This window comes from Pseudomonas brassicacearum (assembly GCF_003732225.1).
Lineage (GTDB): Bacteria > Pseudomonadota > Gammaproteobacteria > Pseudomonadales > Pseudomonadaceae > Aquipseudomonas > Aquipseudomonas brassicacearum_E.
This window is the reverse complement of sequence record NZ_MOBJ01000007.1, coordinates 104169-127067: the sequence shown is the minus strand read 5'-3', so window position 1 is coordinate 127067 and position 22899 is coordinate 104169. Positions and strand designations below refer to the sequence as shown.

Sequence of the window (22899 nt, the reverse complement as noted above, 5' to 3'; positions counted from 1 at the left end):
GAAGCAGCGCTGAAGGCTACGTTCAGAAGTTAAAGTGATTTGTTAAGAGTAAGATTTTTTCGGTATTACAAATGCGCTTCTGCTATTGATTCAAGCAGGGAGGGTAATCACTACTGTATCGGAGCCTCTGCAGGGGGTCAGCAGATGGCCAATCAGTATTACCACGTCCTTCCGCCAAAGAATCAAGCCGAAGGAACAAAAAGGTGGAGAGTCGATCTATAAGCCGGGTTCTGTCTTGAACAGTCATTCGTCTACGATGGCCATCACTGGACATCTTTAGCAACCTACCCGGTCCCAGCGCGGGCCACGCCTTGGGACCCTATTTGGTCTTGCTCCAAGTGGGGTTTACCTAGCCACGAACTGTTGCCAGTCGTGCGGTGCGCTCTTACCGCACCTTTTCACCCTTACCGGCACCGAAGTGCTTAGGCGGTTATTTTCTGTGGCACTTTCCGTAGGCTCACGCCTCCCAGGCATTACCTGGCACTTCGCCCTATGGAGCCCGGACTTTCCTCCCCCCCCTAATTTTCATAGAGGGCAGCGACTGTCCAATCGACTCTCCGCCGCAAAGGTTAACGGCAGAGAGCCCGAAGAACAAGCGATAAAAGCCTTTTGCCGCCCTGCAACCCGCGTTCTTACTCGCCTTTCTGTTTATCCAGGGCGACTTGATAGAGAACATTCTTGCGTTCACCGGTAATTTGCGCCGCCAGAGCCGCGGCACGCTTGAGTGGCATTTCCTCGAGCAGCAGATCGAGAATACGCATCGCCTCGCTACTCACCGCCTCCTCACTCTCCGGCGCCGACCAGCCCGCCACCAACACCACGCACTCGCCGCGCTGCTGATTGCTATCGTTTTCAACGAATGCCCGCAACTCGGCCAACGGCAGTCCCTTGAGGGTTTCGAAGGTTTTGGTCAGCTCACGAGCGAGCAAGGCCGGACGCTCTGCACCGAACACCAGCTCCATATCCTGCAAGCATTCAAGAATCCGGTGCGGCGCTTCGTAAAAGATCAGTGTGCGCGGCTCTTCTTTTATGGCCTCCAGGCGCGCACGTCGCCCCACGGCCTTGGCTGGCAAAAAGCCTTCGAAGATGAACCGGTCAGATGGCAACCCCGCCGCAGACAACGCCGCAATCAGCGCGCAAGCACCGGGAACCGGTACTACATTGATACCTGCCGCCCGCGCCTGACGCACCAGGTGATAACCCGGATCGGAGATCAGCGGCGTACCCGCGTCGGAGATCAGCGCGACATTGTCACCGGCCAGCAAGCGCGTGATGAAGCGACTGCCCTCATCGCGCTCGTTGTGCTCATGACACGCCGCCAGCGGCGTGGTGATCCCGAAATGTTGCAGCAACCGCAAGGAGTGACGAGTGTCTTCAGCAGCGATCAACGCCACCTCACGCAAGATTTTCAGTGCCCGCGCACTGATGTCGTCCAGGTTGCCGATGGGCGTCGCCACCACATAAAGCGAGCCAGCAGCGGAATTCAAAGCACCTGGAGCAGTCAAAGCGCACACCTCATGATCGGTAAAACCGGCATTGTAGCGCGTAGAAGCGCTTTGAATGCGCACCGCGACCATCTTGCGCTGCAGCCTTTTCTTGAGCTCCGTAACATTTACACGACCTAAATTGAAGGTTTAACGCCAGTAACATCGCGCCCCGGCCAGCGCTTGGGTACAATTCCACGCTAATTTGATCGAGTATCAGGAACATTACATGATCGCTTGCCTGCGGCTGTTCTCTGCCCTCTGCCTCGCTGCCCTGTTGGCGGCTTGCGCCAGCTCGCCCTCCTCCAGCCTTGGCGAACTTCCACGGACTGCGGATGCCAGTATCGAGCAACTGCTCGAACAGGCTGCCACCAGCAAAACTCCGGAAAAGGCCGCCCTGTTGCGCCTGAGCGCGGCAGACCTGGCCTACCGCCAGGGCAACGCCGGCCAGTCTGCACAAATCCTTCAACAGGTCCCGATGGACCAGCTGAAGCCCGGCCAACAGGTTTTTGCCAGCACCCTGGCCGCCGAACTGGCGATGACTCGCAACCAGCCCAAGGCGGCGCTGACCGCCCTGAGCCATCCGAGCCTGCAACGCCTGGGTGAAATGCCAGTCGAGCAACAAGTGCGTACCGGCACCGTGCATGCCCGTGCCCTTGAAGCTGACGGCCAGACCCTGGCCGCCGCCCGCGAGCGCATCTTTATCGCCCCAATGCTTAGCGGCGATGCGGCCAGTAAAAACCATGAGGCCATCTGGGCACTCATTGCCTCCTTGCCAACCGATCAACTGCAACCCATCACCACCGACGACCTCGGCGGCTGGATGAGCCTGGCCGTGGCGGTGAAAAACGCCGCTACGCTGGAACAGCAACAGGCCGCCATCGACAACTGGCGCGCCCAGCACCCTAAACACCCTGCCGCCATTGTGCTGCCACTGCCGCTGACCAAACTCAAGGAACTGGCGAGCCAACCGGTCAGCAAGATCGGCTTGCTGCTGCCGCAAGACGGCCCGCTGGCTTCGGTCGCCAAAGCCCTGCGCGAAGGTTTCATGGCCGCGCACTATCAGGCTCAACAAGCCGGACAGAAGCCGCCTGCCATCGAATTCTACGACAGCTCGCACCTGACCTCGCTGGACGACTTCTATCGCAAGGCACAAGCCGACGGCGTGCAACTGGTTATCGGCCCGCTGGAAAAGCCGCTGGTCAAACAACTCGCCGCTCGCCCGCAACTGCCGATCACCACCCTGGCGCTGAACTACAGCGAAGGCGAACAAGGTCCGGCCCAACTGTTCCAGTTCGGCCTGGCTGCCGAGGACGAAGCCCGCGAAGTTTCCCGTCGCGCACGCGCCGACGGCCTGCATCGTGCTGCTGCCCTGGTGCCGAAAGGCGAATGGGGCGATCGCGTACTCAAAGCCTTCCGTCAGGATTGGGAAGCCAACGGCGGCACCGTCGTGGGCATTGAACGTGTTGATCAGCCGGTGGCCCTGGCCCAGCAAATCGCCGACCTGTTCCAGCTGCGCCAGAGCGAAGGTCGCGCCAAGAGCCTGCAAAGCACCGTAGGCTCGCAAGTGGCTGCACAGCCTTCGCGCCGTCAGGATATCGAGTTCATTTTCCTCGCCTCGACACCGCAACAGGCTCAACAGATCAAGCCAACGCTGAACTTCCAATACGCAGGTGACGTACCGGTTTACGCCACGTCCCACGTGTTCAGCGCCAGCGGCGACCAGAACCAGTACAACGACATGAACGGCGTTCGCTTCTGCGAAACCCCATGGTTGCTGGACGCCAACGACCCACTGCGCAGACAAGTAACCGCCCAATGGCCACAAGCCGCGGGCAGCCTGGGCCGTCTCTATGCGATGGGTGTCGATGCCTACCGCCTGGCTCCGCGCCTGGGCCAACTCAAGGCTCTGCCAGACAGCACCATCGAAGGTCAGTCGGGCACCCTGAGCATGACGTCGTCGCAACGCGTTCAACGTCAGCTGCCATGGGCACAGTTCGTCAACGGCCAGGTTCAACGCCTGCCTGACACACCTCGCTGATGCCCGACAGATCACGCCAACAAAGCGGTCGAGATGCTGAAAGCCAGGCGCTCAAGCATCTCCAGCAACACGGTCTGCGCCTCTTGGCGCAGAACTGGTTGTGTAAACGCGGCGAGCTTGATCTGGTCATGCTTGACGGCGATACAGTAGTATTCGTCGAAGTCCGCTACAGACAAAACACCCAATGGGGTGGCGCGCTCGGCAGCATCGATGCGCGCAAGCGTCAGAAACTGATACTCGCCGCGCAGTATTTTCTGCAGCGCGAGTCGCGCTGGGCCAACTCCCCCTGCCGTTTCGATGTAGTTGCCATAGACGGCAGCGCGGCTCATTTGAACTGGCTAAGGAACGCCTTTGACAGCTGACTGCTCAAAGGCAAGGCCGATCTTCACTCAACACTTTTGCTCTTTGCTTTGCGGGCCGCACATTGCTGTGCCACCAAGCCGCGCTACTTAAGGTCACACAGATGGACATGCAATCCCGAATTCGCCAGCTTTTTCAGGCCAGTATCGATACCAAGCAACAGGCGATGGACGTACTTGCACCGCACATCGAGCAAGCCAGCCAAGTGATGGTCAACGCCCTGCTCAACGAAGGCAAAATGCTCTCGTGCGGCAACGGCGGTTCAGCCGGTGACGCGCAACACTTCTCCTCCGAGCTGCTCAACCGCTTCGAGCGCGAGCGCCCGAGCCTGCCGGCCATTGCACTGACTACCGACAGCTCGACGATCACCTCGATTGCCAACGACTACAGTTACAACGAAATCTTCTCCAAACAGATCCGCGCGCTCGGCCAACCCGGCGACGTGCTGCTGGCGATTTCCACCAGCGGCAACTCGGCAAACATTATTCAAGCGATCCAGGCCGCACATGATCGTGAAATGATTGTCGTAGCATTGACTGGACGCGATGGCGGCGGCATGGCTTCGCTGTTATTGCCCGAAGACGTTGAAATTCGCGTACCGGCCAATGTCACTGCACGTATTCAGGAAGTCCACCTGCTGGCGATCCATTGTCTTTGCGACTTGATCGACAGCCAATTGTTCGGGAGTGAAGAATGACCCTTAATCGCCTTGGCCTTCTGGCCTTGACTCTAAGCCTGGGCATCAGCGGCTGCACCTCGGTACTCACCGCGACCCGCGACGCCCCCATTGAAGACGATCGCGGCACTCGCACCTTCGGCAGCAAGATCGACGACTCCCTGATCGAAACCAAGGTCGGCGTGAACGTGGCCAAGGCCAGCCCGGACCTGGATAAAGGCTCGCGCATCATCGTCACCAGCTTCAACGGTGTGGTGCTGCTCGCCGGGCAAACACCACGCCCCGACCTCAAGGAACTGGCCGGACAAGCCGCCGCTGCAGTTCAGCGGGTAAAGACCGTGCACAACGAACTGCAGGTGATGCAACCTTCGTCAATACTGGCCCGCAACAACGATGCCTGGCTGACCACCAAGATCAAAACCCAGATGATCGCCGACGCCAGCATCCCGGGCTCGCGCATCAAGGTCGTGACCGAGAACGGTATCGTCTACTTGCTGGGTCTTTTGACCAAACAGGAAGCTGACCAGGCCACCAACCTGGTGCAAGGCGTTTCCGGCGTACAGAAGATTGTGAAACTGTTTGAGTACATCGACTGATTTACGGTTTGTACGGTCTGTATGGTCTGTAGGAGCTGCCGGAGGCTGCGATCTTTGGATTTTAATCAAAAGATCGCAGCCTCCGGCAGCTCCTACGTAATAAAAAAGGCGATCCATTCGGATCGCCTTTTTTATTACTTCACTACCTTCAAACTCGGCCGGCCGCTGGGACGCGGTGGCTCGCTGTCAGGGGGCGGAAGATCATCATCGGGCTCGACCCCTTCCTCGTCTTCCATAGGCGATTCCAGATCGAACACCATGCCCTGACCGTTCTCCCGGGCGTAAATACCCAGGATCGCAGCGATAGGCACGTACAGCGTGTGCGGCACGCCACCGAAGCGCCCTTCAAAACTGACCGCATCGTTGTCCATGTGCAGATGACGCACCGCCGCAGGCGATACGTTCAGGACAATCTGTCCGTCACTGGCAAAGCCTTGCGGCACCTGCACCGACGGATACTCGGAATTGACCAGCATGTGCGGGGTGCAATCGTTGTCCACAATCCACTCATAGAGCGCGCGGACCAAATAAGGTCGACTGGAGTTCATAGCGGCTCCTTAAGCCTTAGCGCATATCGCGTTCGACACCAGACAGACTCGCCTGGAAAGCCTCACGCGCAAACTGACGCTCCATGTAATCAAGCAGCGGCTTGGCAGGCCGCGGCAGTTCAATACCCAGAATCGGTAAACGCCAGAGTATTGGCAGTAGGCAACAATCCACCAGACTTTGTTCCTCACTTAAGAAAAACGGCTTGTCGGCGAACAGCGGCGAAACGCCAGTCAGGCTTTCACGCAACTCCTTGCGAGCCTGCACACGTGCCGACTCCTTGGTCCGCGAATCCAGAATCAGATCCACCAGAACACACCAGTCACGCTGAATACGGTGAATCAGCAGACGGCTGTTGGCACGCGCCACCGGATAAACCGGCAGCAAAGGTGGATGTGGGTAACGCTCATCCAGATATTCCATCACCACGGTCGACTCCCACAACGCCAGGTCACGATCGACCAGGGTGGGCAAGCTGCCGTAAGGGTTCACTTCGATCAGTTTTGGCGGATGACGGCCCGCCTCCACACTGATGATCTCGGCGCTGACACCCTTCTCTGCCAGTACGATGCGCACTCGGTGGGAATAGTGGTCGGCGGGGTCGGAGTAACAGGCCAACCGATTGGTCACGCCCATGGCGGTCCTCCTCGCTTGTTGAAATTATCGGGAGCGGAAAAACGAGCGCGCCCAGAGGGTGCCTCCCGTAACGCCTGGATAACCAGACTCGTTACACGTTCAGAGACACCCTTGGGCGCGCGCGATTAACAGCAATTGCTTAAAGCTTTATCAATGCACGTCTTTCCAGTATTCACGCTTGAGCAAGTAAGCGAATACGAAGAAGAACGCCAGGTACAGCAACACATAGGTACCGATGCGCTGATGCTGCAGCTTCACCGGGTTGGCCGAATAGGCCAGGAAGGTCACCAGATTCTTGACCTTCTCATTGAATTGCTCTTCGTTCAGAGCACCGGTTTTCGGCACGATAGTCAACTGATCGCACGCTTCATGAGTCAGCGGCGTGCCGGTCAGCGGATCATACTGCTTCTTGCCGTCTTCGACGATTTGAACTTGTTTGCAGCCTACCACCTGGCGCCCCTGCAGGCCGACCAGAACGTTAGGCATACCGACGTTCGGGAACACCTTGTTGTTCACACCCCAAGGGCGCGAAGGATCTTCATAGAAAGACCGCAGGTAGCCGTAGAGCCAGTCAGTACCACGAACGCGAGCGACCAGCGTCAGGTCGGGCGGCGCAGCGCCGAACCAGGACTTGGCGTCTGCCGGCTGCATGCCGATACTCATGTGGTCACCGATCTTGGCGCCAGTGAACACCAGGTTCTTCAGCATCAGGTCATGAGGAATCCCCAGATCGTCGGCAACGCGCTCATAGCGCTGGAACTTGGCACTGTGGCAGCCCATGCAGTAGTTGGCGAACGTACGCGCGCCATCTTGCATTGCCGCTTTATCGGAGACGTCGATATCGACTTTTTCCAGCTCTGGACCACCGTGCTCGGCCGCGAAGGACAAGACAGGCAAAGCAGCAAGAATCAGTACAGCAAATAGCTTTTTCATCAGCCAGTCACCCTTTCCGGAACCGGTTTGGTCTTCTCGAGCCTGGTGTAGAACGGCATCAGAATGAAGTAGGCGAAGTACAGGAAGGTACACACCTGCGACAGCAACGTACGTTCCGGGGTAGGCGCCATGACACCCAGCCAGCCAAGAATCACGAAGGAGATACAGAACACCCAGAGCCAGATTTTGCTCAGCCAGCCCTTGTAGCGCATCGACTTGACCGGGCTACGGTCGAGCCAGGGCAGGACGAACAGCATGGCAATCGAAGCACCCATGGCAACCACGCCCAGGAGCTTGTCCGGAATCGCCCGCAGAATCGCGTAGAACGGGGTGAAGTACCAGACCGGGGCAATGTGTTCCGGGGTCTTGAAGGCGTTCGCCACTTCAAAGTTCGGCTTCTCGAGGAAGTAACCGCCCATTTCCGGGAAGAAGAACACGATCGAGCAGAAGATGAACAGGAACACCACCACGCCGACGATATCTTTCACGGTGTAGTACGGGTGGAAGGCAATGCCGTCCAGCGGTACGCCGTTTTCGTCTTTGTGTTTCTTGATGTCCACGCCGTCGGGGTTGTTCGAACCGACTTCATGCAGCGCCAGAACGTGCAGCACCACCAGACCGAGAATGACGATCGGCAAGGCCACGACGTGCAAGGCGAAGAAGCGGTTCAGGGTGATGCCCGAAATCAGGTAGTCACCACGGATCCACTGGGTCAGGTCGTTACCGATGACCGGGATCGCACCGAACAGCGAGATGATCACCTGGGCGCCCCAGTAGGACATCTGGCCCCACGGCAGCAGGTAACCCATGAAGGCTTCAGCCATCAGCGCCAGGTAGATCAGCATGCCGAACACCCACACCAGCTCACGCGGTTTCTGGTACGAACCGTAGAGCAAGCCACGGAACATATGCAGGTAGACCACGATGAAGAACGCCGAAGCGCCGGTGGAGTGCAGCAGACGCAGGATCGAGCCGTACTCGACGTCGCGCATGATGTATTCGACGGAGGCAAACGCCTCTTCCGCCGACGGGGTGTAGCTCATGGTCAGCCAGACGCCGGTTACGATCTGGTTAACCAGAACCAACAGCGCGAGGGAGCCAAAGAAATAGAAGAAGTTGAAGTTTTTTGGGGCGTAGTACTTGCTGAGATGGTCTTCCCACATTTTAGTGGCGGGAAAGCGCGCATCAACCCAATCCATGAACTTGCTCATCACGCTTTCTCCGTATCGACGCCGATGACAATAATGTCGTTCGACTCATAGGAATGCGGGGGAACTGGCAGATTCAAAGGCGCGGGTTGCGACTTGAAGACGCGGCCAGCCAGATCGTAGTGGGAACCGTGGCAAGGGCAGAAATAACCACCTACCCATTTCGGACCAAGATCGGCCGGGGCCACTTCTGGACGGAAGGTCGGCGAGCAACCCAAGTGCGTGCAAATACCGATCAGCAACAGAACTTCCGGCTTGATCGAACGCGTCTTGGGATCTACATAAGCCGGTTGTACCGAATTCTTGGAGTCTGGATCAGAGAGGTCACCCTCGATCTTTGTAAGATTCCCCAATATCTCCTGGGTACGGCGGACGATGAATACCGGCTGACCGCGCCACTCAGCAATCATTTGCTGACCTGGTTCGATTTTGCTGACATTCACTTTCACCGGTGCACCTGCGGCTTTCGCCTTGGCACTGGGAAACCATGACCCCACGAACGGGACCGCAGCCCCCACCGCTCCTGCAGCACCCACCACGGATGTGGCTGCTACCAAGAAGCGACGCCGGCCTGCATTCACGCCGTCATTGCTCATTCAGTCCTCTCCCATCAGCTTTGTGGCCTGTTAAATCAGGCATCTACTAAGTAAAAATCTGAACTTATAAAAATTTTGCAGAATGGTAATGAAAAGCCCCAGTTCTGACAAGGTAATTACCACCCAAGGTCAGCGCCAAGCCTTGTAGTATAGGGGCTCTACAGATGTGGCAAGTTGTCACATCATAAATCTTCAAACAAAAAAAACGCCCAGCTCCGCGAGGAGACTGGGCGCTTTGAACGCGAAAGCGAATTAACGCTTCGAGTACTGCGGACGCTTACGCGCTTTACGCAGACCAACTTTCTTACGTTCAACTTCACGTGCATCGCGAGTAACGAAGCCCGCTTTGCGCAGAGCACCGCGCAGAGTTTCGTCGTACTGCATCAGAGCGCGAGTGATACCGTGGCGGATTGCGCCAGCTTGACCACTTACACCACCACCGATCACGGTGACGTAGATGTCGAACTTCTCGACAGTCTCAGTCAATTCCAGCGGCTGACGAACTACCATGCGGGCAGTTTCGCGACCGAAGAAATTATCCAGGGAGCGGTTGTTGATGGAGATGTTACCAGTACCCGGACGCAGGAAAACGCGTGCGGTTGCGGTCTTGCGACGGCCAGTGCCGTAATTTTGAGTCGCCGACATAATGAACTATTCCGTTAAAACTTCAGTTCTTGGGGCTGCTGAGCAGTATGAGGGTGAGCAGCGCCCGCATAGACTTTCAGCTTACGATACATGTCGCGACCCAGCGGGTTCTTAGGCAGCATGCCTTTGACCGCGGTCTCGATCACGCGCTCAGGGGCTTTAGCGATCAGCTTTTCGAAGTTGATCGACTTGATGCCGCCCGGGAAACCGGAGTGGGAGTAGTAGATTTTGTCGGTGGTTTTAGCACCGGTTACACGAATCTGCTCGGCATTGATAACGACGATGTAGTCGCCGGTGTCAACGTGAGGAGTGTACTCAGGCTTGTGCTTGCCACGCAGACGGCTCGCGATCTCGGTGGCCAGACGACCCAGGGTCTGACCAGCAGCGTCGACGACAAACCAGTCGCGCTTTACTGTTTCCGGTTTAGCAGTAAAAGTTTTCATTCTTTATAGCCTCAGGGGCCGCCCTGTAAATTTAGACGGCGGATCTTACTGAATAGTGCGTACTTTGACAAGTCAAAGGCAGCCGGGTACAGACGCTATCGGGGGCTCGGGTCGGCGCGTCCGTTCAACGGCAAGATTCTTCGGCAGGCGGCGCATCACTTCCACTGCAGAAAGAGGTGCGCAATTATGCAGATTGCGAAAAAAAATTCAACCTGCTTTTATGATTGTTTTCCGCCAAGGACTACCCGATGGACTATCGACAGCTGGGCCGTACCGATCTGAACGTGAGTGCAATCTGCCTCGGGACCATGACCTGGGGCGAGCAAAACAGCGAGGCAGAGGCCTTCGCACAGATTGAACGGGCCAAGAGCGCCGGGATCAATTTCATCGACACCGCCGAAATGTACCCGGTGCCGCCCAAGGCCGAAACCTACGCCACCACCGAGCGCTACATCGGTAACTGGTTCAAGAGCCGTGGCGATCGTGCCGACTGGATTCTGGCGAGCAAGATCGCCGGCCCCGGCAACACCATCGACTACATTCGCGATAAAAACCTGCGACACAACCGCCAGCACATCACGCAAGCCGTCGATGCCAGCCTCAAGCGCTTGCAGACCGACTATATCGACCTCTATCAGTTGCACTGGCCGGAACGCAGCACCAACTTCTTCGGTCAGCTGGGCTACAAACACAAGATCGAAGCCAACCTGACCCCACTCGAGGACACCCTCGAAGCGCTGGACGAGCAGGTCAAGGCCGGCAAGATCCGCCACATCGGCCTGTCCAATGAAACGCCGTGGGGCACCATGCGCTTTCTCGCGCTGGCCGAAGCCCGTGGCTGGCCGCGTGCGGTGTCGATCCAGAACCCCTACAACCTGCTCAACCGCAGCTTTGAAATCGGCCTGTCGGAAATCGCCATCCGCGAACAATGCGGACTGCTCGCTTATTCGCCGCTGGCGTTCGGTTTTCTCTCAGGCAAATACGAAGGCGGGGCTCGCCCGGCGAAAGGTCGCTTGAGCCTCTACAGCCGCTTCAGCCGCTATTTCAACCCGCAGTCGGAAGCCGCGTGCAGCCGTTACGTGGCACTGGCCCGTGAACACGGCCTGGACCCGGCACAAATGGCCCTGGCGTTCGTGACCCGGCAGTCGTTCGTCACCAGCAACATCATTGGCGCGACCACGCTGGAACAGCTGGACAGCAACATCGCCAGTTTCGATCTGAAGCTGTCGGATGAAGTGCTGGCGGGGATTGAGGCGATTCACAAGGATCACCCGAACCCTGCTCCTTGATTGATTCATAGGCCCAATCGCGAGCAGGCTCGCTCCCACAGGAGTCCGTGCCGATCACAAACATGTGGTCACACGCAGATCCAGTGTGGGAGCGAGCCTGCTCGCGATGGCGTCCGCCCAGTCACCACAAACTCAAAGCGACCGCGCAATGATCTCCTTCATGATCTCGTTGGTCCCGGCATAAATCCGCTGCACCCGCGCATCCGCCCAGGCCCGGGCGATCGGGTATTCCCACATGAAGCCGTAACCGCCATGCAACTGCACGCACTCGTCGAGCACCTTGCATTGCAGGTCGGTGCCCCAGTATTTGGCCATCGCCGCCGTTGGCACGTCGAGCTTGCCTTGCAGGTGCAGTTCCAGACAGCGGTCAACGAAAACCCGACCAATCTGAATCTCCGTGGCCATCTCCGCCAATTTGAAGCGGGTGTTCTGAAAGTCCGCAATCGCCTTGCCGAACGCCTTGCGCTCGCGGGTGTAATCCAGGGTCCACTGCAACGCCGCCTCGGCTGAGGCCAGACCGCCGATGGCGACCGTCAGACGCTCCTGCGGCAATTCCTGCATCAGATAGGCGAACCCCATCCCCGCCTGCCCCAAGAGGTTTTCCTTGGGCACACGGACGTCCTGGAAGAACAGCTCCGAGGTGTCCTGCGCTTTCATCCCGACCTTCTCCAGGCGCTTGCCCTTTTCAAAGCCCGGGGTGTTCGCTTCCACCAGAAACAGACTGGTGCCCTTGGCGCCGGCCTTGGGATCGGTCTTGGCCACGACAATCACCAGGTCCGCGAGGAAGCCGTTGGTAATGAAGGTTTTCGAGCCGTTGATCACGTACTCGTCGCCGTCCAGCACCGCAGTGGTTTTCACTCCTTGCAGGTCGGAGCCAGCGCCTGGCTCGGTCATGGCAATCGCGGTGACCATCTCGCCCGAGACCAGCTTCGGCAGGTATTTATGCTTCAGCGCTTCGCTGCCGTAATGCAGGATGTACGGCGCCACGATGTCCGAATGCAGGGAAAAACCGATACCGGTCAAACCCAGTCGACCGACCTCCTCAATCACCACGGCGCTGTAGAGGAAGTCCGCATCGAACCCGCCGTACTCTTCCGGCAGGTGGGAGCAGAGCATCCCCGCCTCCCCCGCCTTGTTCCACAGTTTGCGGTCGATGTAGCCCTGTTTTTCCCACTGCGCATGAAACGGCACGGCCTCTTTTTCGAGGAAGGTTCGTACGCTGTCGCGAAACAGTTCGTGCTCGGAACTGAACAAGGTTCTGGGGATCATCGGGGCACCTGTGGTGATTGTGGGTCGCAAAAGAATCCCAGAGCCTAAGCCTCCAGTAGATAACAGGACACTGGACACATCAGACAAAAAATAAGACGATCCAGCCGCTTGGTGACCACTTTCCCCTATAAGAATAAATTGAATATGTCTATCCAACTCTCCACGCCCTTGCGGCGCGTCAGCATCCTGGCTATCGACCGGGTTTTTGCTTCCACCCTCATGCAAGCCAAGGATTTCTTCCATCTGGCCAGCCTGCGCTATGGCAAACAACTGGGCCACGGCCTGACCCCGGCGTTCGAAACCCGCCTGGTCAGCCCCGACGGCAAACCGGTCAACAGCTTCAGCGATGTGATCATGCCGGTAGACGGCGGCCTGGAAAACGCCGACATCATCATCCTTCCAGCCTTCTGGGACGATTTCGAGACGCTCTGCAAACGTTATCCACAGGTGCTGCCGTGGCTGCGCGAGCAACACGCCCGCGGTGCGGTACTCTGCGGCGAAGCCACCGGGGTGTTCTGGCTCGCCGAGGCGGGCCTGCTCGATGGCAAGGAGGCGACCACCTACTGGCGCTTCTTCAACGCCTTCGAAGAGCGCTTCCCTAACGTTCAGCTCAATCAGGACAAACACCTGACCGACGCCGATAACCTGTACTGCGCCGGCGGCACCACCTCGGCCTGTGACCTCTACATTTACCTGATCGAGCGCTTCTGCGGAGCGAACGTCGCCCAAGCCGTGGCCCGCGACATTCTGTATGAAGTGCAGCGCAGCTATTCACCCGGCCGCATCGGTTTCGGCGGGCAGAAGCTGCACCAGGACGTGATCATCCTGCAGATCCAGCATTGGCTCGAAGAGCATTTTGCCGACAAGTTCCGCTTCGAAGACGTCGCCCGCGAGCACGGCATGAGCATTCGCAACTTCATGCGCCGCTTCCAGACGGCCACCGGCGATAAGCCGCTGCACTACCTGCAACGGCTGCGCATCGAAACCGCCAAGGGCCTGCTGTCCGCCAGCCGTAAAAGCATCAAGACCATCAGCTACGAAGTCGGCTACGACGACGCGAGCTTCTTCGCCCGGCTGTTCCGCCAACACACAGAGCTGTCGCCAAACCAGTATCGGCAGCAGTTTCAGCAAGCGGCGTAAACCGAGGACCCAACACAAATCAACTGTGGGAGCGAGCTTGCTCGCGATGACGGCTGCACATCCAGCATTGATGTGACTGACAGACCGCCATCGCGAGCAAGCTCGCTCCCACAGGGGCTCTTCGGCGCACAAAAAAAGGGTCTGCATTGCAGGCCCTTTTTCAACGTATTCGTGTTCGATTTCAACAACCCCGCCCTACGCCTCAATACCGTCCGAACTGCTGCCGATACTCCAGCGGAGTCAACGCTGTCAGCTCCTTGAACATGCGCCGCAGGTTGGAGTCACTGCTGAAACCCAGCTCGGCGCTGATCGTATTGACCGCAGTGGACGTGAGGATCAGGCGTTCGCTGACCTGATTCAGTTTGATACAGCGAGCATAGGTCGCTACGGCAATGCCGGTTTCACTGCTCACCTTACGAGACAAGGTGCGCTCGGACATTCCGAGCTGCTCTGCCAACCGCTGCACGGTTATCTGTTCGGCCGGTAACTGCTCAACCAGCGCATGCAGCTGGCGCAGCAGTTTGCTCGACTGCTCAATCAGACTCATGGCCGCAAAGGCGCTATGCGCCTGGGCCGGACGCGCAAGCACCATCAGCTTGGTGAGATCGCGAAACACCTCCGCGCTGACATACCGCTCGATCAAGGCTTGAGCAATGGGCAAGTAACCGTTCACGCCGGACGCGGTAGCCGTTCGCTCGTTAATGATGCAGTGACGCTCGCTTTGCCACTTCACAGCCTTATGCCGCTGCGCCATAACGTCTGCCAGCCACCACGTCACCGTTGCCGGCTGACCGTCAAGCTTCCCACTCGCAGCCAACAGACAGACCCCACTGCAATAACTCCACAGCTGCTGCTTCTTCGAACGTGCCGACAGCGACGCAACCAAAGAGACATTGGCAGCCAATGTATCGTCGACCTGCCGAGCTGACTCAGCCCAGAAGCCGGGGATCAACAGCGCGTCAAAATCAGCCTCCGCCAGTGTGCTGTCGACGTGTAACGACAGGCCCTGAGCGCATTCAACCGTACCGGCTTGCAAGGCCACGAAGCGCGTTTCAAAGATCACACGCGAGGCGCGACGATTGGCGGCGTGCAACAAATCGGCAAAAGCCAACAAGCCCGCAGGCATGCAACGAGGGAAAAGCAGCAAACCGATTCGAAGAGGTGGAGTCATGGCTGAAATCGAATTAATTATGTCCGGGCCTGCCATTCTGTGGCGCAACGCGACTGGACACAATGGCGTCTCTTCCCAGAGGTATCGCCATGAAGATCCATCAGCTACGTAACGCGACGATTATTGTGGAACTCGGTCCCCATCGAATTTTGATCGACCCGATGCTGGCGCGAAAACACGCACTTCCACCCTTGCGCATTTTCAGCGCACGAGACCGCAACCCACTGGTCGAGCTACCCGGCTCGGCAATCACCGCACTGGAGTCCGTCACCCACTGCCTGATCACCCACTGTCAGAAAGGACACTTCGACCACCTGGATCGCGCAGCAAAGAAGTGGCTACGCGAGACCCGGATACCGGTCATCTGCACACCGCACGACGCTGCCCATCTGGCCGAGCACGATTTGAACGTTCAGTCATTGCCGACCAATCACGAGCAACCGAGCGCTTTCCTCGGCGGTCAGATCCGCACGGTTCGCTGCACCCATGGGCGGGGACTGGTAGGCAAGATGATGGAACACGGCGTGGGCTATTTGATTGAAATGCCTGGCGAGCCGAGCCTCTATTTGACTGGCGATACGCTGCTCACGCCTGCCGTTCAGGCGTTCGTTGCGCTGCACAACCCAGATGTTTCGGTGGTGCCGGCTGGCGGTGCGCGTTTCGATTTGGGTGGGGACATCATCATGGGGATTGATGAGGTGTTGGCATTCACTCGGCAGTCGTCAGGCACAGTGGTCGCCAATCATCTTGAAGCGCTGAGCCACTGCCCCGTGACACGCCAGTCACTGGCCAGCGCCGCCCGACAGGCCGGCATCGAGTCGCGCCTGCTGATCCCGAATGACGGGGACCTGCTGGAATTCCAGATCCCGCCTCAAGCGAATGTATCTACACAACGTTGAAATACGCTGCAGGACTGCTTCCGTAGCAGCTGTCGAGCCTGCGAGGCTGCGTTCGGCTGCGTTCGGCTGCGAAGCAGTCGCCGAATCGGGCAATGCGTTTCTTCAGGCAAACCGCGTACGCCGGATTGGCGAGGACTTCGTCCTCGAACGCAGCCTCGCGGGCTCGGCAGCTGCTACGGGGGGTTAGAACGAAGCCACGCCTTTTATGCAGACCGTTATGGCTTGTGCGCCCGCGAGAGGAACTCGTGGGACTGCATTTCCAACAGACGGCTGAGGGTGCGCTGGAACTCGAAGTTCAGGCGACCGCCGGTGTAGAGGTCTTTCAACTCGACTTCAGCGGAAATGATCAGCTTGACGTTACGGTCGTAGAACTCGTCGACCATGTTGATAAACCGCCGGGCGATGTCGTCAGTGGTGACGCTCATCTGCTCCACACCGCTGAGCAACACGGCGTGGAAGATCTTGCCGAGCTCGATGTAGTCGTTCTGGCTACGTGGGCCGTCGCACAGTTCGCGGAAGTCGAACCAGGCCACGTCGTCGCACGTACGCACAGCACGGATCTCACGGTTCTCGATCATCAGCACATCGTTTTCCAGCGCTTGCGTGCATTCCGGCGTAAGTGCGCGGAAGCTTTTGCGCAGGCTCTCGTGGGACGCTTCGTCGAGCGGGAAGTGGAACAGTTCGGCTTGCTCAAGGTGACGCAGACGGTAGTCGACGCCGCTGTCGACGTTGACGATGTCAGTGTTCTGCTTGATCAGCGCGATGGCTGGCAGGAACCGCGCACGTTGCAGACCGTCCTTGTACAGACCGTCCGGCACGATGTTCGACGTCGCGACCAGGGTCACGCCGTTCTTGAACAGCTCTTCCATCAAGGTGCCGAGGATCATCGCGTCGGTGATGTCGGACACGAAGAACTCATCGAAACAGATCACCCGCGCTTCGTCGGAGAAACGCTTGGCGATGATGGTCAGCGGGTTCTTCTCGCCGCCGAGGGTCTTCATCTCTTCGTGCACACGCTTCATGAAGCGGTGGAAGTGAGTGCGGACCTTTTCCTTGAACGGCAGCGCTTCAAAGAAGGTGTCGACCAGGTAAGTCTTGCCGCGACCTACGCCGCCCCAGAAGTACAGGCCCTTGACCGGCGCCTGGTCTTTCTTGCCAAACAGTTTGCCGAGCAGGCCCGGTTTGTTCTGCGAAGCCGCGACCAGATCGTCGTACAGACGCTGCAAATGACGCACGGCAGTTTCCTGCGCGGCGTCATGGAAGAATTCCGGGCGTTTCAGATCAGCTTGATATCGTTCTAGGGGCGTCATAATTCGTTAGCAAGGCAACAAAAACGGGCCGACACTGTAGCGACGGCCCTTGAGAATGGCAATCAGCCCTTGGTCGGGCCGAGCCGTTGATTAGTCCTGAACAGGCGTCAGCGCAACCCGCAAGGCGTCGATGGCGACATCCCGCGCGGTGCTGTCAGCGAAGGCCGGACTGTCGGCGACGCACTCGCCTTCGAGCCAGACGCTGAAGCTCAGGTCTTCACTGCGCACATCCAGCGCCTGGCCGGATTGCAGTTGCTTGGTCACCTGGCCGGCGGTTTTGCCGTCAGCAAAGTTGCGCGACAGCAGCAGTTGCTCGCCATCGGCCGCCAGCAGACGGAAACGGAAACTGCCGTCGTCTTCACGGAAACTGACGAAACGCGCGGCTTTCGCGGCCTTCTTCTTGGTGGTGGCCGCCACTTGCACCTGATTGACGAAAGAGCGCAGGCCGACCGCTTCACGCAGCTCGTTGAGGAACGGCGTGGCCACGGCGCGAGCCTTCGCGGCACCGTGCTGCAGAATGTCTTCGAGGTCTGCCGGGCGTTCGATCAGTTGGTAGTAACGCTCGCGGGACTCGCCCAGCTCGTTGTCGAGCAGTTGGAACAGACGATTCTTCGCCTCGCCCCAACCCAGGCCCTGCAACAGTTCGCTGCGGAACTCGGCGGACTGCGCCGGGGTGGCGAAGGCCTGGTACAGAGTGAACAGGTGCGAGTTATCCGGATCTTTCGCTTCGCCCGGCGCACGGGAGTCGGTGACGATCCGCGAAATCGCGTCCTTCATCTCTTTGGCGCTGGAGAACAACGGAATGGTGTTGTCGTAGCTTTTCGACATCTTCCGGCCATCGAGGCCCGGCAGCGTGGCGACGCTTTCTTCGATCAACGCCTCCGGCATGGTGAAGAATTCCTTGCCCTGGCCAAACAGGTGGTTGAAGCGCTGGCCGATGTCGCGGGCCATTTCCACGTGCTGGATCTGATCGCGACCGACCGGCACCTTGTGCGCGTTGAACATCAGAATGTCCGCCGCCATCAGCACCGGGTAGCTGTACAAGCCCATGGTGATGCCGGCGTCCGGGTCTTCACCGGTTTCGACGTTCTTGTCCACCGACGCCTTGTAGGCGTGCGCACGGTTCAGCAGGCCTTTGGCGGCGACGCAAGTCAGCAGCCAGGTCAGCTCAGGGATTTCCGGGATGTCGGACTGGCGATAAAACGTTACCCGATCCACATCCAGACCACCGGCCAGCCAGGTCGCAGCGATTTCCAGACGCGAGCGCTGAATGCGCAGCGGGTCATCGCACTTGATCAGGGCGTGGTAGTCGGCCAGGAAGTAGAACGAGTCGGCATTGCTGTCGCGGCTGGCGAGGATCGCCGGACGGATCGCGCCGGCGTAGTTGCCCAGGTGCGGGGTGCCGGTGGTGGTGATGCCGGTGAGGATGCGCGTACGAGTAGTCATGGGTAATCGCTTATCAGACTGCAATCAATTCGAAAGGCGCGGCAGGATCAGATCCTTGAGATCGGTCAGCTTGCCGTGAAAAAAGTGTCCGCATTCTGCCACTTTCAGCAGCTCATGGGGGCGATCGAGGGCATCAGACCAATCGTAAACCAGCTGCGGATCGATGACTTCGTCGGTTTCTGGCTGGATCAGCGTCAGTTCGCCATGCTGCGGCAACTGATCCTGATCACCCAGACGCATCACCGCCGGCGCGACCATGAACAGATGTTTGAGCTGTTCACCCTTGGCTTCCAGACGTCCGCCGAGACTGGCCGCGACGAAACCACCGAAGGAGAAACCGAACAGGGTCATGGGCAATTCAGGGTGTTTGGCGCGCAACCATTCGGCCACGGCTTGTGCGTCGTCGACTTCACCAGTGCCCATGTCATGCGTGCCAGCGCTGGCGCCAACGCCACGGTAATTAAAACGTAATGTGATCAAACCGGCGTCGCGAGCGGTGCGCTGCAAGGTCGAAACGACTTTATTGAGCATGGTGCCGCCCTGCACCGGGTTGGGGTGGCAGATCAGCGCCAGGCCACGTGGCTCGGGGGAGTCCAGGTACAAGGCTTCCAGTTGGCCCACCGGGCCATCAATCAATACAGGGGTTTCACGCATAAGCAAGGAAGGAACTCCGTGACCTCTCGAAGGGTCGACTCGTCTAGCTAAAAGTCTGTGCCTGGCATGATTGCGATCTCGTCGCGGTATACAGCGCAGGTCCGAGCCGTTAACGTAAAGCAAAGCCGTTTATAGAGGAAGGACTCGTGGAACACTCGCTCTTAGTTTGGTTGTTGCCGACTCTTGCCCTGGTTGCCGGTGTCGCCATTGGATTCCTGGTTGCCCGCCTTCTGCCGAATGCCGCGCCTAGCAGCACGCAACGTCAGCTGGATGACATTCAGGAACGTTTTGACAGCTATCAGAATGAAGTGGTCACCCACTTCAACAGCACCGCAACGCTGGTCAAGAAGCTCACTCAGAGCTACCAGGAAGTGCAAGACCACCTCGCCGAGGGTGCCAACCGCCTGGCCCTGGACGAACAGACTCGCCAACGCCTGCTGGCCGCCCTGCATTCCGAGGCCGCCGTGCAAGCACCACGGGAACGCCTGACGCCGCCACGCAATCAGGAGCCTCCACGCGATTACGCGCCGAAAATGCCAAACTCCCCAGGCATGCTCGACGAGCATTACGGCTTGAAGAAGTAACCAGGTTTCACGCGACATAAAAAAAGCCCTCGGACAGGTGATGTCCGAGGGCTTTTTTGTTGCTGAGAGCTTGAGCGCCTGTGAGGGCCTCATCGCGAGCAAGCTCGCTCCCACAGGGGATCTCCATTAGTCGCAGAACGTGTGGTCACTGAAATTCAAATGTGGGAGCGAGCTTGCTCGCGATGAGGCCCTAACAGGCAACAAAAAAAAGCCCACCCGATCTGCTGAGAATCGGGCGGGCTTTTTACACCTGGGGTTCAGTCAGGTTTTTTGTTACTGGTACTGCTGACCTTGCTGCTGGGCAGGTTGGCCATACTGCTGACCCGGAATCGCCTTGAGGTTAACCTCTACACGACGGTTCTGCGCCCGACCATTGACATCAGCGTTGCTGGCAATCGGGTTATCCGGACCAGCACCACGCGCCGACAGATTGGCACCGCTAACACCTTGCGACGTCAGGTAGGTTGCCACGCTTTGAGCACGACGCTGGGACAGGTCCATGTTGTGCTGACGAGCGCCGGTGCTGTCAGTGTAGCCGACGATTTCAATCTGGTTCTGGCTGAACTCTTTAAGCGAACCCGCCAGGTTGTTCAGTGGCTGGTAGAAGCTTGGAGCGATGTTCGCCGAATCGGTGCCGAACGTAATGTTGCCCGGCATGATCAGCTTGATCTGATCGCCCTGACGCTGCACTTCAACCCCGGTGTTGGCCATGCTGGCGCGCAGTTTCTTTTCCTGCTGGTCGGCGTAGTAACCGTAACCGGCGGCGGAGGCACCAACGACAGCAGCGCCAATCAGCGCGCCCTTGCCACGGTTATTGTGATCGATGGCAGCACCGGCCAAAGCACCGGCCAGCGCACCCAGGCCGCCGTACTTGGCGGTTTTGCTCATGCCCGCGGAGCCGCTGTCGGCCTGACCCTGGTTGTCATACGGGTTCTGGTTCGCACAGCCAGCCAGCATGGCCACGGCAGTAGCGACAATAATCAAACGACTCGAGGTGAACATGGAGAGCTCCTACTTTTACATTCTGTGGTGCAACGGACGTTGGCAATAGACCCCTGCGGGCGTTGGAACACGACCCACGGCAAAAATTCCATCAGGTCGTTCCGCAGCCCGGAAAATCAGGCTCGAACAAACGGATTTTCACGCATTTCATCACCCAGACGGGTATCGGGACCATGTCCGGTTATTACCGTCGCCTCTTCATCGAGGGTGTACAGACGCTGCTTGATCGAACGCACGATGGTCGCCTGATCACCGCCCCACAAATCCGTACGCCCTACCCCGCGACGAAACAGCGTGTCACCGGCAATCAGCAGCTTAGCCTCAGAAAACCAAAAGCTCATGGACCCCGGCGTATGACCCGGCGTGTGCAACGCCACGCCACAGCCGCAGGCCAGCTCTTCATCATCGGCCAACCAGCGATCCGGCGACGGTACCGGCGTGTACGGCACCCCGAACATCTGGCACTGCATCTCCAGATTGTCCCAAAGGAACTGATCCTCTTTATGCAGGTGCAACGTCGCGCCGGTTTTCTCCTTCAACTGGCCCGACGCCAGGAAGTGATCCAGGTGCGCGTGGGTATGAATGATGCTCACCACCTTCAACCCCAACGCCTCCAGCCGCGCCAGAATCAACTCATGATTACCACCCGGATCGACCACGATGGCCTTCCTGGTGATCGGATCACCGATGATCGTGCAGTTGCACTGCAACGGCCCAACGGGAAAGGTTTCGCGAATCAGAGCGGGTTTGGCAGCGTCCATGGGCGTTCCTGAAAAAATGGATCGCCTATTCTGTCACACCCCACCCGCCCCGCCGATTGCTGTCCTGTTACAAAACGGACAACCGCCCCTACGCGGCAGCTCGGGGGTACGCATTCCTCTGTAGGAGCTGCCGCAGGCTGCGATCTTTTGACCTCAATCTTGCCGCAACCCCACCCATCACCAAGATCGCAGCCTGCGGCAGCTCCTACGGGGGCGGCACATGATCAATCGAGGGAGTGGGCCTTACTGCCAGCCAGTTGAGCGAACGCAAGGCTCCAAACAACAAAGATCAAATGTGGGAGCGAGCTTGCTCGCGAAGAGGCCATCACATTCAACACCTCAGTTGACTGTCAGTCCGCTTTCGCGAGCAAGCCCGCTCCCACACCAGACTCGCTTCGGTTTACAGAATGTATTGCCCCCTGCTGGCCACACTATGGTGCTACGGCGCCTCCGGCTGATCAAAACTATCCAACGCCCGATTCACCAACAATTCCCCCAACGAAATCATCTGCTGAATCGCCAACGCCACATGCCGCCGCGTGCCCTCCAGCTCAAACGCCAGATCACTGGCCATCACATTCAGCGACGCCAAGGTTTCCGAGGCATGCGCCAGCAAGGTTTCGTTATCCAGATCGGGGATCACCGTAAAGATATTGGAAGGACGCTTATCGGACAGCGGCGCCTGAACAAACGGCGGCTTGAGGTAATGATCCAGCGCCCGCTCGGCAGCGTCGTGGAGTTTTTTAGAGTCGGTGGAGGCGTAAGGGGAAGTGCCTGGGGTTTCTGTAGTATTGGAAGTGTCGTTGTGCATGGTGAAGCTCCTAAACAAAGTTTTGGGTGCTGTATCACCTATACCTGTTCAGGTCGCTAAACCCGGTCGCTGAATTGGCAGCGACACCCGGAGGTTATCCACATACCTTCCCACCCGGCAACCTTGAAAAGCTGTCAGAGCATTCTCACCAAGCCCGTATAGTTGTAGCCGCCTCGTAGGACTGAATCAGGTAATGCTACCCCCATTCTGCTTCAAATCTTGCAAATCGCACCTGATAGGGAACGGCCAAGAGCGATTGCTCGAAAAAATGAGCTTCCTGTCACTACAGTAAATTCCGCCTACGACCAGCTTCCCGGTTGTATTTTGTCTCTGCCACGCGCTAGGCTCCAAGCTTCTGAACCAAGTACGCAAAGGGATGTGTCGGCATGGTGCATAACG

The 22899-nt window shown here is 58.2% G+C and carries 24 protein-coding genes and 1 other RNA gene; 8 read left to right on the top strand and 17 right to left on the bottom strand.

The genetic code is table 11. The features are described from left to right. Positions 1 to 203 precede the first annotated feature (203 nt). Together rnpB and rsmI are read right to left on the bottom strand one after the other, a co-directional pair. Positions 204 to 557: RNase P RNA component class A (gene rnpB / locus BK659_RS10580), an RNA gene on the bottom strand. A gap of 75 nt (positions 558 to 632) precedes the next feature. Then, positions 633 to 1505: a 16S rRNA (cytidine(1402)-2'-O)-methyltransferase gene (gene rsmI / locus BK659_RS10575; RefSeq protein WP_123425286.1), complete on the bottom strand. Its 873-nt coding sequence runs from the start codon at positions 1503 to 1505 to the stop codon at positions 633 to 635. A 208-nt stretch (positions 1506 to 1713) separates the two neighbouring features. Between rsmI and BK659_RS10570 the strand changes: the two genes are divergently transcribed. The 4 genes from BK659_RS10570 to BK659_RS10555 all read left to right on the top strand — a co-directional run bounded on the left by BK659_RS10570 (position 1714) and on the right by BK659_RS10555 (position 5157). Beyond that, on the top strand, positions 1714 to 3525 hold the full coding sequence (locus BK659_RS10570) for a penicillin-binding protein activator (RefSeq protein WP_123425023.1): 1812 nt from the start codon (positions 1714 to 1716) through the stop codon (positions 3523 to 3525). Next, on the top strand, positions 3525 to 3887 hold the full coding sequence (locus BK659_RS10565; RefSeq protein ID WP_123425022.1) for a YraN family protein: 363 nt from the start codon (positions 3525 to 3527) through the stop codon (positions 3885 to 3887). Before BK659_RS10570 ends, BK659_RS10565 begins: the two co-directional genes overlap by 1 nt. Before the next feature lie 101 nt (positions 3888 to 3988). Continuing rightward, entirely contained in the window at positions 3989 to 4582 is a 594-nt protein-coding gene (locus tag BK659_RS10560; protein ID WP_007904374.1) for a phosphoheptose isomerase, read from the top strand. Continuing rightward, positions 4579 to 5157, top strand: a complete 579-nt coding sequence (locus tag BK659_RS10555) for a BON domain-containing protein (protein ID WP_123425021.1) — start codon at positions 4579 to 4581, stop codon at positions 5155 to 5157. Before BK659_RS10560 ends, BK659_RS10555 begins: the two co-directional genes overlap by 4 nt. Positions 5158 to 5291: 134 nt before the next feature. Here BK659_RS10555 and BK659_RS10550 read toward each other — a convergent pair whose 3' ends face one another. The 7 genes from BK659_RS10550 to rplM all read right to left on the bottom strand — a co-directional run bounded on the left by BK659_RS10550 (position 5292) and on the right by rplM (position 10164). Next, positions 5292 to 5705 carry a ClpXP protease specificity-enhancing factor gene (locus BK659_RS10550; protein ID WP_123425020.1) on the bottom strand — a complete coding sequence of 138 codons (414 nt, stop codon included), beginning with the start codon at positions 5703 to 5705 and terminating at the stop codon, positions 5292 to 5294. A gap of 16 nt (positions 5706 to 5721) precedes the next feature. Further along, positions 5722 to 6339 (bottom strand): glutathione S-transferase N-terminal domain-containing protein, encoded by a 618-nt coding sequence (locus tag BK659_RS10545; RefSeq protein WP_123425019.1) that lies wholly within the window; start codon positions 6337 to 6339, stop codon positions 5722 to 5724. Positions 6340 to 6489: 150 nt separating this feature from the next. Next, on the bottom strand, positions 6490 to 7272 hold the full coding sequence (locus BK659_RS10540) for a cytochrome c1 (protein WP_123425018.1): 783 nt from the start codon (positions 7270 to 7272) through the stop codon (positions 6490 to 6492). Next, a complete protein-coding gene (locus tag BK659_RS10535; protein ID WP_123425017.1) occupies positions 7272 to 8483 on the bottom strand; it encodes a cytochrome b in 1212 nt (403 codons plus the stop codon). The genes BK659_RS10540 and BK659_RS10535 overlap by 1 nt, the downstream gene beginning before the upstream one ends. After that, positions 8483 to 9076, bottom strand: coding sequence for a ubiquinol-cytochrome c reductase iron-sulfur subunit (gene petA, locus BK659_RS10530; protein WP_123425016.1), 594 nt, complete (start codon positions 9074 to 9076; stop codon positions 8483 to 8485). The genes BK659_RS10535 and petA overlap by 1 nt, the downstream gene beginning before the upstream one ends. A 252-nt stretch (positions 9077 to 9328) precedes the next feature. Then, the gene (rpsI, locus tag BK659_RS10525; protein WP_002555064.1) at positions 9329 to 9721 is read right to left on the bottom strand and encodes a 30S ribosomal protein S9; all 393 of its coding nucleotides are present in this window, start codon (positions 9719 to 9721) and stop codon (positions 9329 to 9331) included. A gap of 14 nt (positions 9722 to 9735) precedes the next feature. Continuing rightward, positions 9736 to 10164: a 50S ribosomal protein L13 gene (gene rplM / locus BK659_RS10520; RefSeq protein ID WP_019693576.1), complete on the bottom strand. Its 429-nt coding sequence runs from the start codon at positions 10162 to 10164 to the stop codon at positions 9736 to 9738. Between the two features lie 248 nt (positions 10165 to 10412). Here rplM and BK659_RS10515 point away from each other — a divergent pair, with 248 nt between their 5' ends. Beyond that, positions 10413 to 11453, top strand: a complete 1041-nt coding sequence (locus BK659_RS10515) for an NADP(H)-dependent aldo-keto reductase (protein ID WP_123425015.1) — start codon at positions 10413 to 10415, stop codon at positions 11451 to 11453. Positions 11454 to 11585: 132 nt separating this feature from the next. On the opposite strand, the gene BK659_RS10510 is transcribed toward BK659_RS10515, so the two are convergent. Beyond that, the gene (locus tag BK659_RS10510) at positions 11586 to 12722 is read right to left on the bottom strand and encodes an acyl-CoA dehydrogenase family protein (protein WP_123425014.1); all 1137 of its coding nucleotides are present in this window, start codon (positions 12720 to 12722) and stop codon (positions 11586 to 11588) included. A 243-nt stretch (positions 12723 to 12965) separates the two neighbouring features. On the opposite strand from BK659_RS10510, the gene BK659_RS10505 reads away from it, so the two are divergent. Beyond that, positions 12966 to 13862 (top strand): GlxA family transcriptional regulator, encoded by an 897-nt coding sequence (locus BK659_RS10505; protein WP_185015335.1) that lies wholly within the window; start codon positions 12966 to 12968, stop codon positions 13860 to 13862. A 202-nt stretch (positions 13863 to 14064) separates the two neighbouring features. On the opposite strand, the gene BK659_RS10500 is transcribed toward BK659_RS10505, so the two are convergent. Beyond that, positions 14065 to 15033 carry a GlxA family transcriptional regulator gene (locus BK659_RS10500; protein WP_185015325.1) on the bottom strand — a complete coding sequence of 323 codons (969 nt, stop codon included), beginning with the start codon at positions 15031 to 15033 and terminating at the stop codon, positions 14065 to 14067. 89 nt (positions 15034 to 15122) lie between these two features. On the opposite strand from BK659_RS10500, the gene BK659_RS10495 reads away from it, so the two are divergent. Then, entirely contained in the window at positions 15123 to 15932 is an 810-nt protein-coding gene (locus BK659_RS10495) for an MBL fold metallo-hydrolase (protein WP_123425011.1), read from the top strand. A 215-nt stretch (positions 15933 to 16147) separates the two neighbouring features. On the opposite strand, the gene zapE is transcribed toward BK659_RS10495, so the two are convergent. The 3 genes from zapE to BK659_RS10480 form a co-directional block, all read right to left on the bottom strand. After that, entirely contained in the window at positions 16148 to 17242 is a 1095-nt protein-coding gene (gene zapE / locus BK659_RS10490) for a cell division protein ZapE (protein ID WP_123425010.1), read from the bottom strand. 90 nt (positions 17243 to 17332) lie between these two features. Continuing rightward, positions 17333 to 18688: a tryptophan--tRNA ligase gene (locus BK659_RS10485; protein WP_123425009.1), complete on the bottom strand. Its 1356-nt coding sequence runs from the start codon at positions 18686 to 18688 to the stop codon at positions 17333 to 17335. A 24-nt stretch (positions 18689 to 18712) separates the two neighbouring features. Beyond that, on the bottom strand, positions 18713 to 19342 hold the full coding sequence (locus BK659_RS10480; protein WP_123425008.1) for an alpha/beta hydrolase: 630 nt from the start codon (positions 19340 to 19342) through the stop codon (positions 18713 to 18715). 146 nt (positions 19343 to 19488) lie between these two features. On the opposite strand from BK659_RS10480, the gene BK659_RS10475 reads away from it, so the two are divergent. Further along, positions 19489 to 19926 carry a Z-ring associated ZapG family protein gene (locus BK659_RS10475; protein ID WP_123425007.1) on the top strand — a complete coding sequence of 146 codons (438 nt, stop codon included), beginning with the start codon at positions 19489 to 19491 and terminating at the stop codon, positions 19924 to 19926. Positions 19927 to 20199: 273 nt separating this feature from the next. Here BK659_RS10475 and BK659_RS10470 read toward each other — a convergent pair whose 3' ends face one another. The 3 genes from BK659_RS10470 to BK659_RS10460 all read right to left on the bottom strand — a co-directional run bounded on the left by BK659_RS10470 (position 20200) and on the right by BK659_RS10460 (position 22500). Beyond that, a complete protein-coding gene (locus BK659_RS10470) occupies positions 20200 to 20928 on the bottom strand; it encodes a YiaD family glycine zipper/OmpA-like lipoprotein (protein ID WP_123425006.1) in 729 nt (242 codons plus the stop codon). Positions 20929 to 21044: 116 nt separating this feature from the next. Then, positions 21045 to 21689: an MBL fold metallo-hydrolase gene (locus tag BK659_RS10465; protein WP_123425005.1), complete on the bottom strand. Its 645-nt coding sequence runs from the start codon at positions 21687 to 21689 to the stop codon at positions 21045 to 21047. A gap of 439 nt (positions 21690 to 22128) precedes the next feature. Beyond that, the gene (locus tag BK659_RS10460) at positions 22129 to 22500 is read right to left on the bottom strand and encodes a DUF6124 family protein (protein WP_123425004.1); all 372 of its coding nucleotides are present in this window, start codon (positions 22498 to 22500) and stop codon (positions 22129 to 22131) included. Positions 22501 to 22899 lie beyond the last annotated feature (399 nt).

Excerpts from the sequence above, each read along its gene's own strand:
- BK659_RS10500 (WP_185015325.1), bottom strand. The coding sequence starts at position 15,033 with ATGACTCCACCTCTTCGAATCGGTTTGCTGCTTTTCCCTCGTTGCATG.
- BK659_RS10535 (WP_123425017.1), bottom strand. The coding sequence starts at position 8,483 with ATGAGCAAGTTCATGGATTGGGTTGATGCGCGCTTTCCCGCCACTAAA.
- BK659_RS10510 (WP_123425014.1), bottom strand. The coding sequence starts at position 12,722 with ATGATCCCCAGAACCTTGTTCAGTTCCGAGCACGAACTGTTTCGCGAC.
- BK659_RS10565 (WP_123425022.1), top strand. The coding sequence starts at position 3,525 with ATGCCCGACAGATCACGCCAACAAAGCGGTCGAGATGCTGAAAGCCAG.
- BK659_RS10460 (WP_123425004.1), bottom strand. The coding sequence starts at position 22,500 with ATGCACAACGACACTTCCAATACTACAGAAACCCCAGGCACTTCCCCT.
- petA (WP_123425016.1), bottom strand. The coding sequence starts at position 9,076 with ATGAGCAATGACGGCGTGAATGCAGGCCGGCGTCGCTTCTTGGTAGCA.
- zapE (WP_123425010.1), bottom strand. The coding sequence starts at position 17,242 with ATGACGCCCCTAGAACGATATCAAGCTGATCTGAAACGCCCGGAATTC.
- BK659_RS10465 (WP_123425005.1), bottom strand. The coding sequence starts at position 21,689 with ATGGACGCTGCCAAACCCGCTCTGATTCGCGAAACCTTTCCCGTTGGG.
- rpsI (WP_002555064.1), bottom strand. The coding sequence starts at position 9,721 with ATGTCGGCGACTCAAAATTACGGCACTGGCCGTCGCAAGACCGCAACC.
- BK659_RS10570 (WP_123425023.1), top strand. The coding sequence starts at position 1,714 with ATGATCGCTTGCCTGCGGCTGTTCTCTGCCCTCTGCCTCGCTGCCCTG.
- BK659_RS10480 (WP_123425008.1), bottom strand. The coding sequence starts at position 19,342 with ATGCGTGAAACCCCTGTATTGATTGATGGCCCGGTGGGCCAACTGGAA.
- BK659_RS10550 (WP_123425020.1), bottom strand. The coding sequence starts at position 5,705 with ATGAACTCCAGTCGACCTTATTTGGTCCGCGCGCTCTATGAGTGGATT.
- rplM (WP_019693576.1), bottom strand. The coding sequence starts at position 10,164 with ATGAAAACTTTTACTGCTAAACCGGAAACAGTAAAGCGCGACTGGTTT.
- BK659_RS10485 (WP_123425009.1), bottom strand. The coding sequence starts at position 18,688 with ATGACTACTCGTACGCGCATCCTCACCGGCATCACCACCACCGGCACC.
- BK659_RS10540 (WP_123425018.1), bottom strand. The coding sequence starts at position 7,272 with ATGAAAAAGCTATTTGCTGTACTGATTCTTGCTGCTTTGCCTGTCTTG.
- BK659_RS10555 (WP_123425021.1), top strand. The coding sequence starts at position 4,579 with ATGACCCTTAATCGCCTTGGCCTTCTGGCCTTGACTCTAAGCCTGGGC.
- BK659_RS10495 (WP_123425011.1), top strand. The coding sequence starts at position 15,123 with ATGAAGATCCATCAGCTACGTAACGCGACGATTATTGTGGAACTCGGT.
- BK659_RS10470 (WP_123425006.1), bottom strand. The coding sequence starts at position 20,928 with ATGTTCACCTCGAGTCGTTTGATTATTGTCGCTACTGCCGTGGCCATG.
- BK659_RS10560 (WP_007904374.1), top strand. The coding sequence starts at position 3,989 with ATGGACATGCAATCCCGAATTCGCCAGCTTTTTCAGGCCAGTATCGAT.
- BK659_RS10515 (WP_123425015.1), top strand. The coding sequence starts at position 10,413 with ATGGACTATCGACAGCTGGGCCGTACCGATCTGAACGTGAGTGCAATC.
- BK659_RS10545 (WP_123425019.1), bottom strand. The coding sequence starts at position 6,339 with ATGGGCGTGACCAATCGGTTGGCCTGTTACTCCGACCCCGCCGACCAC.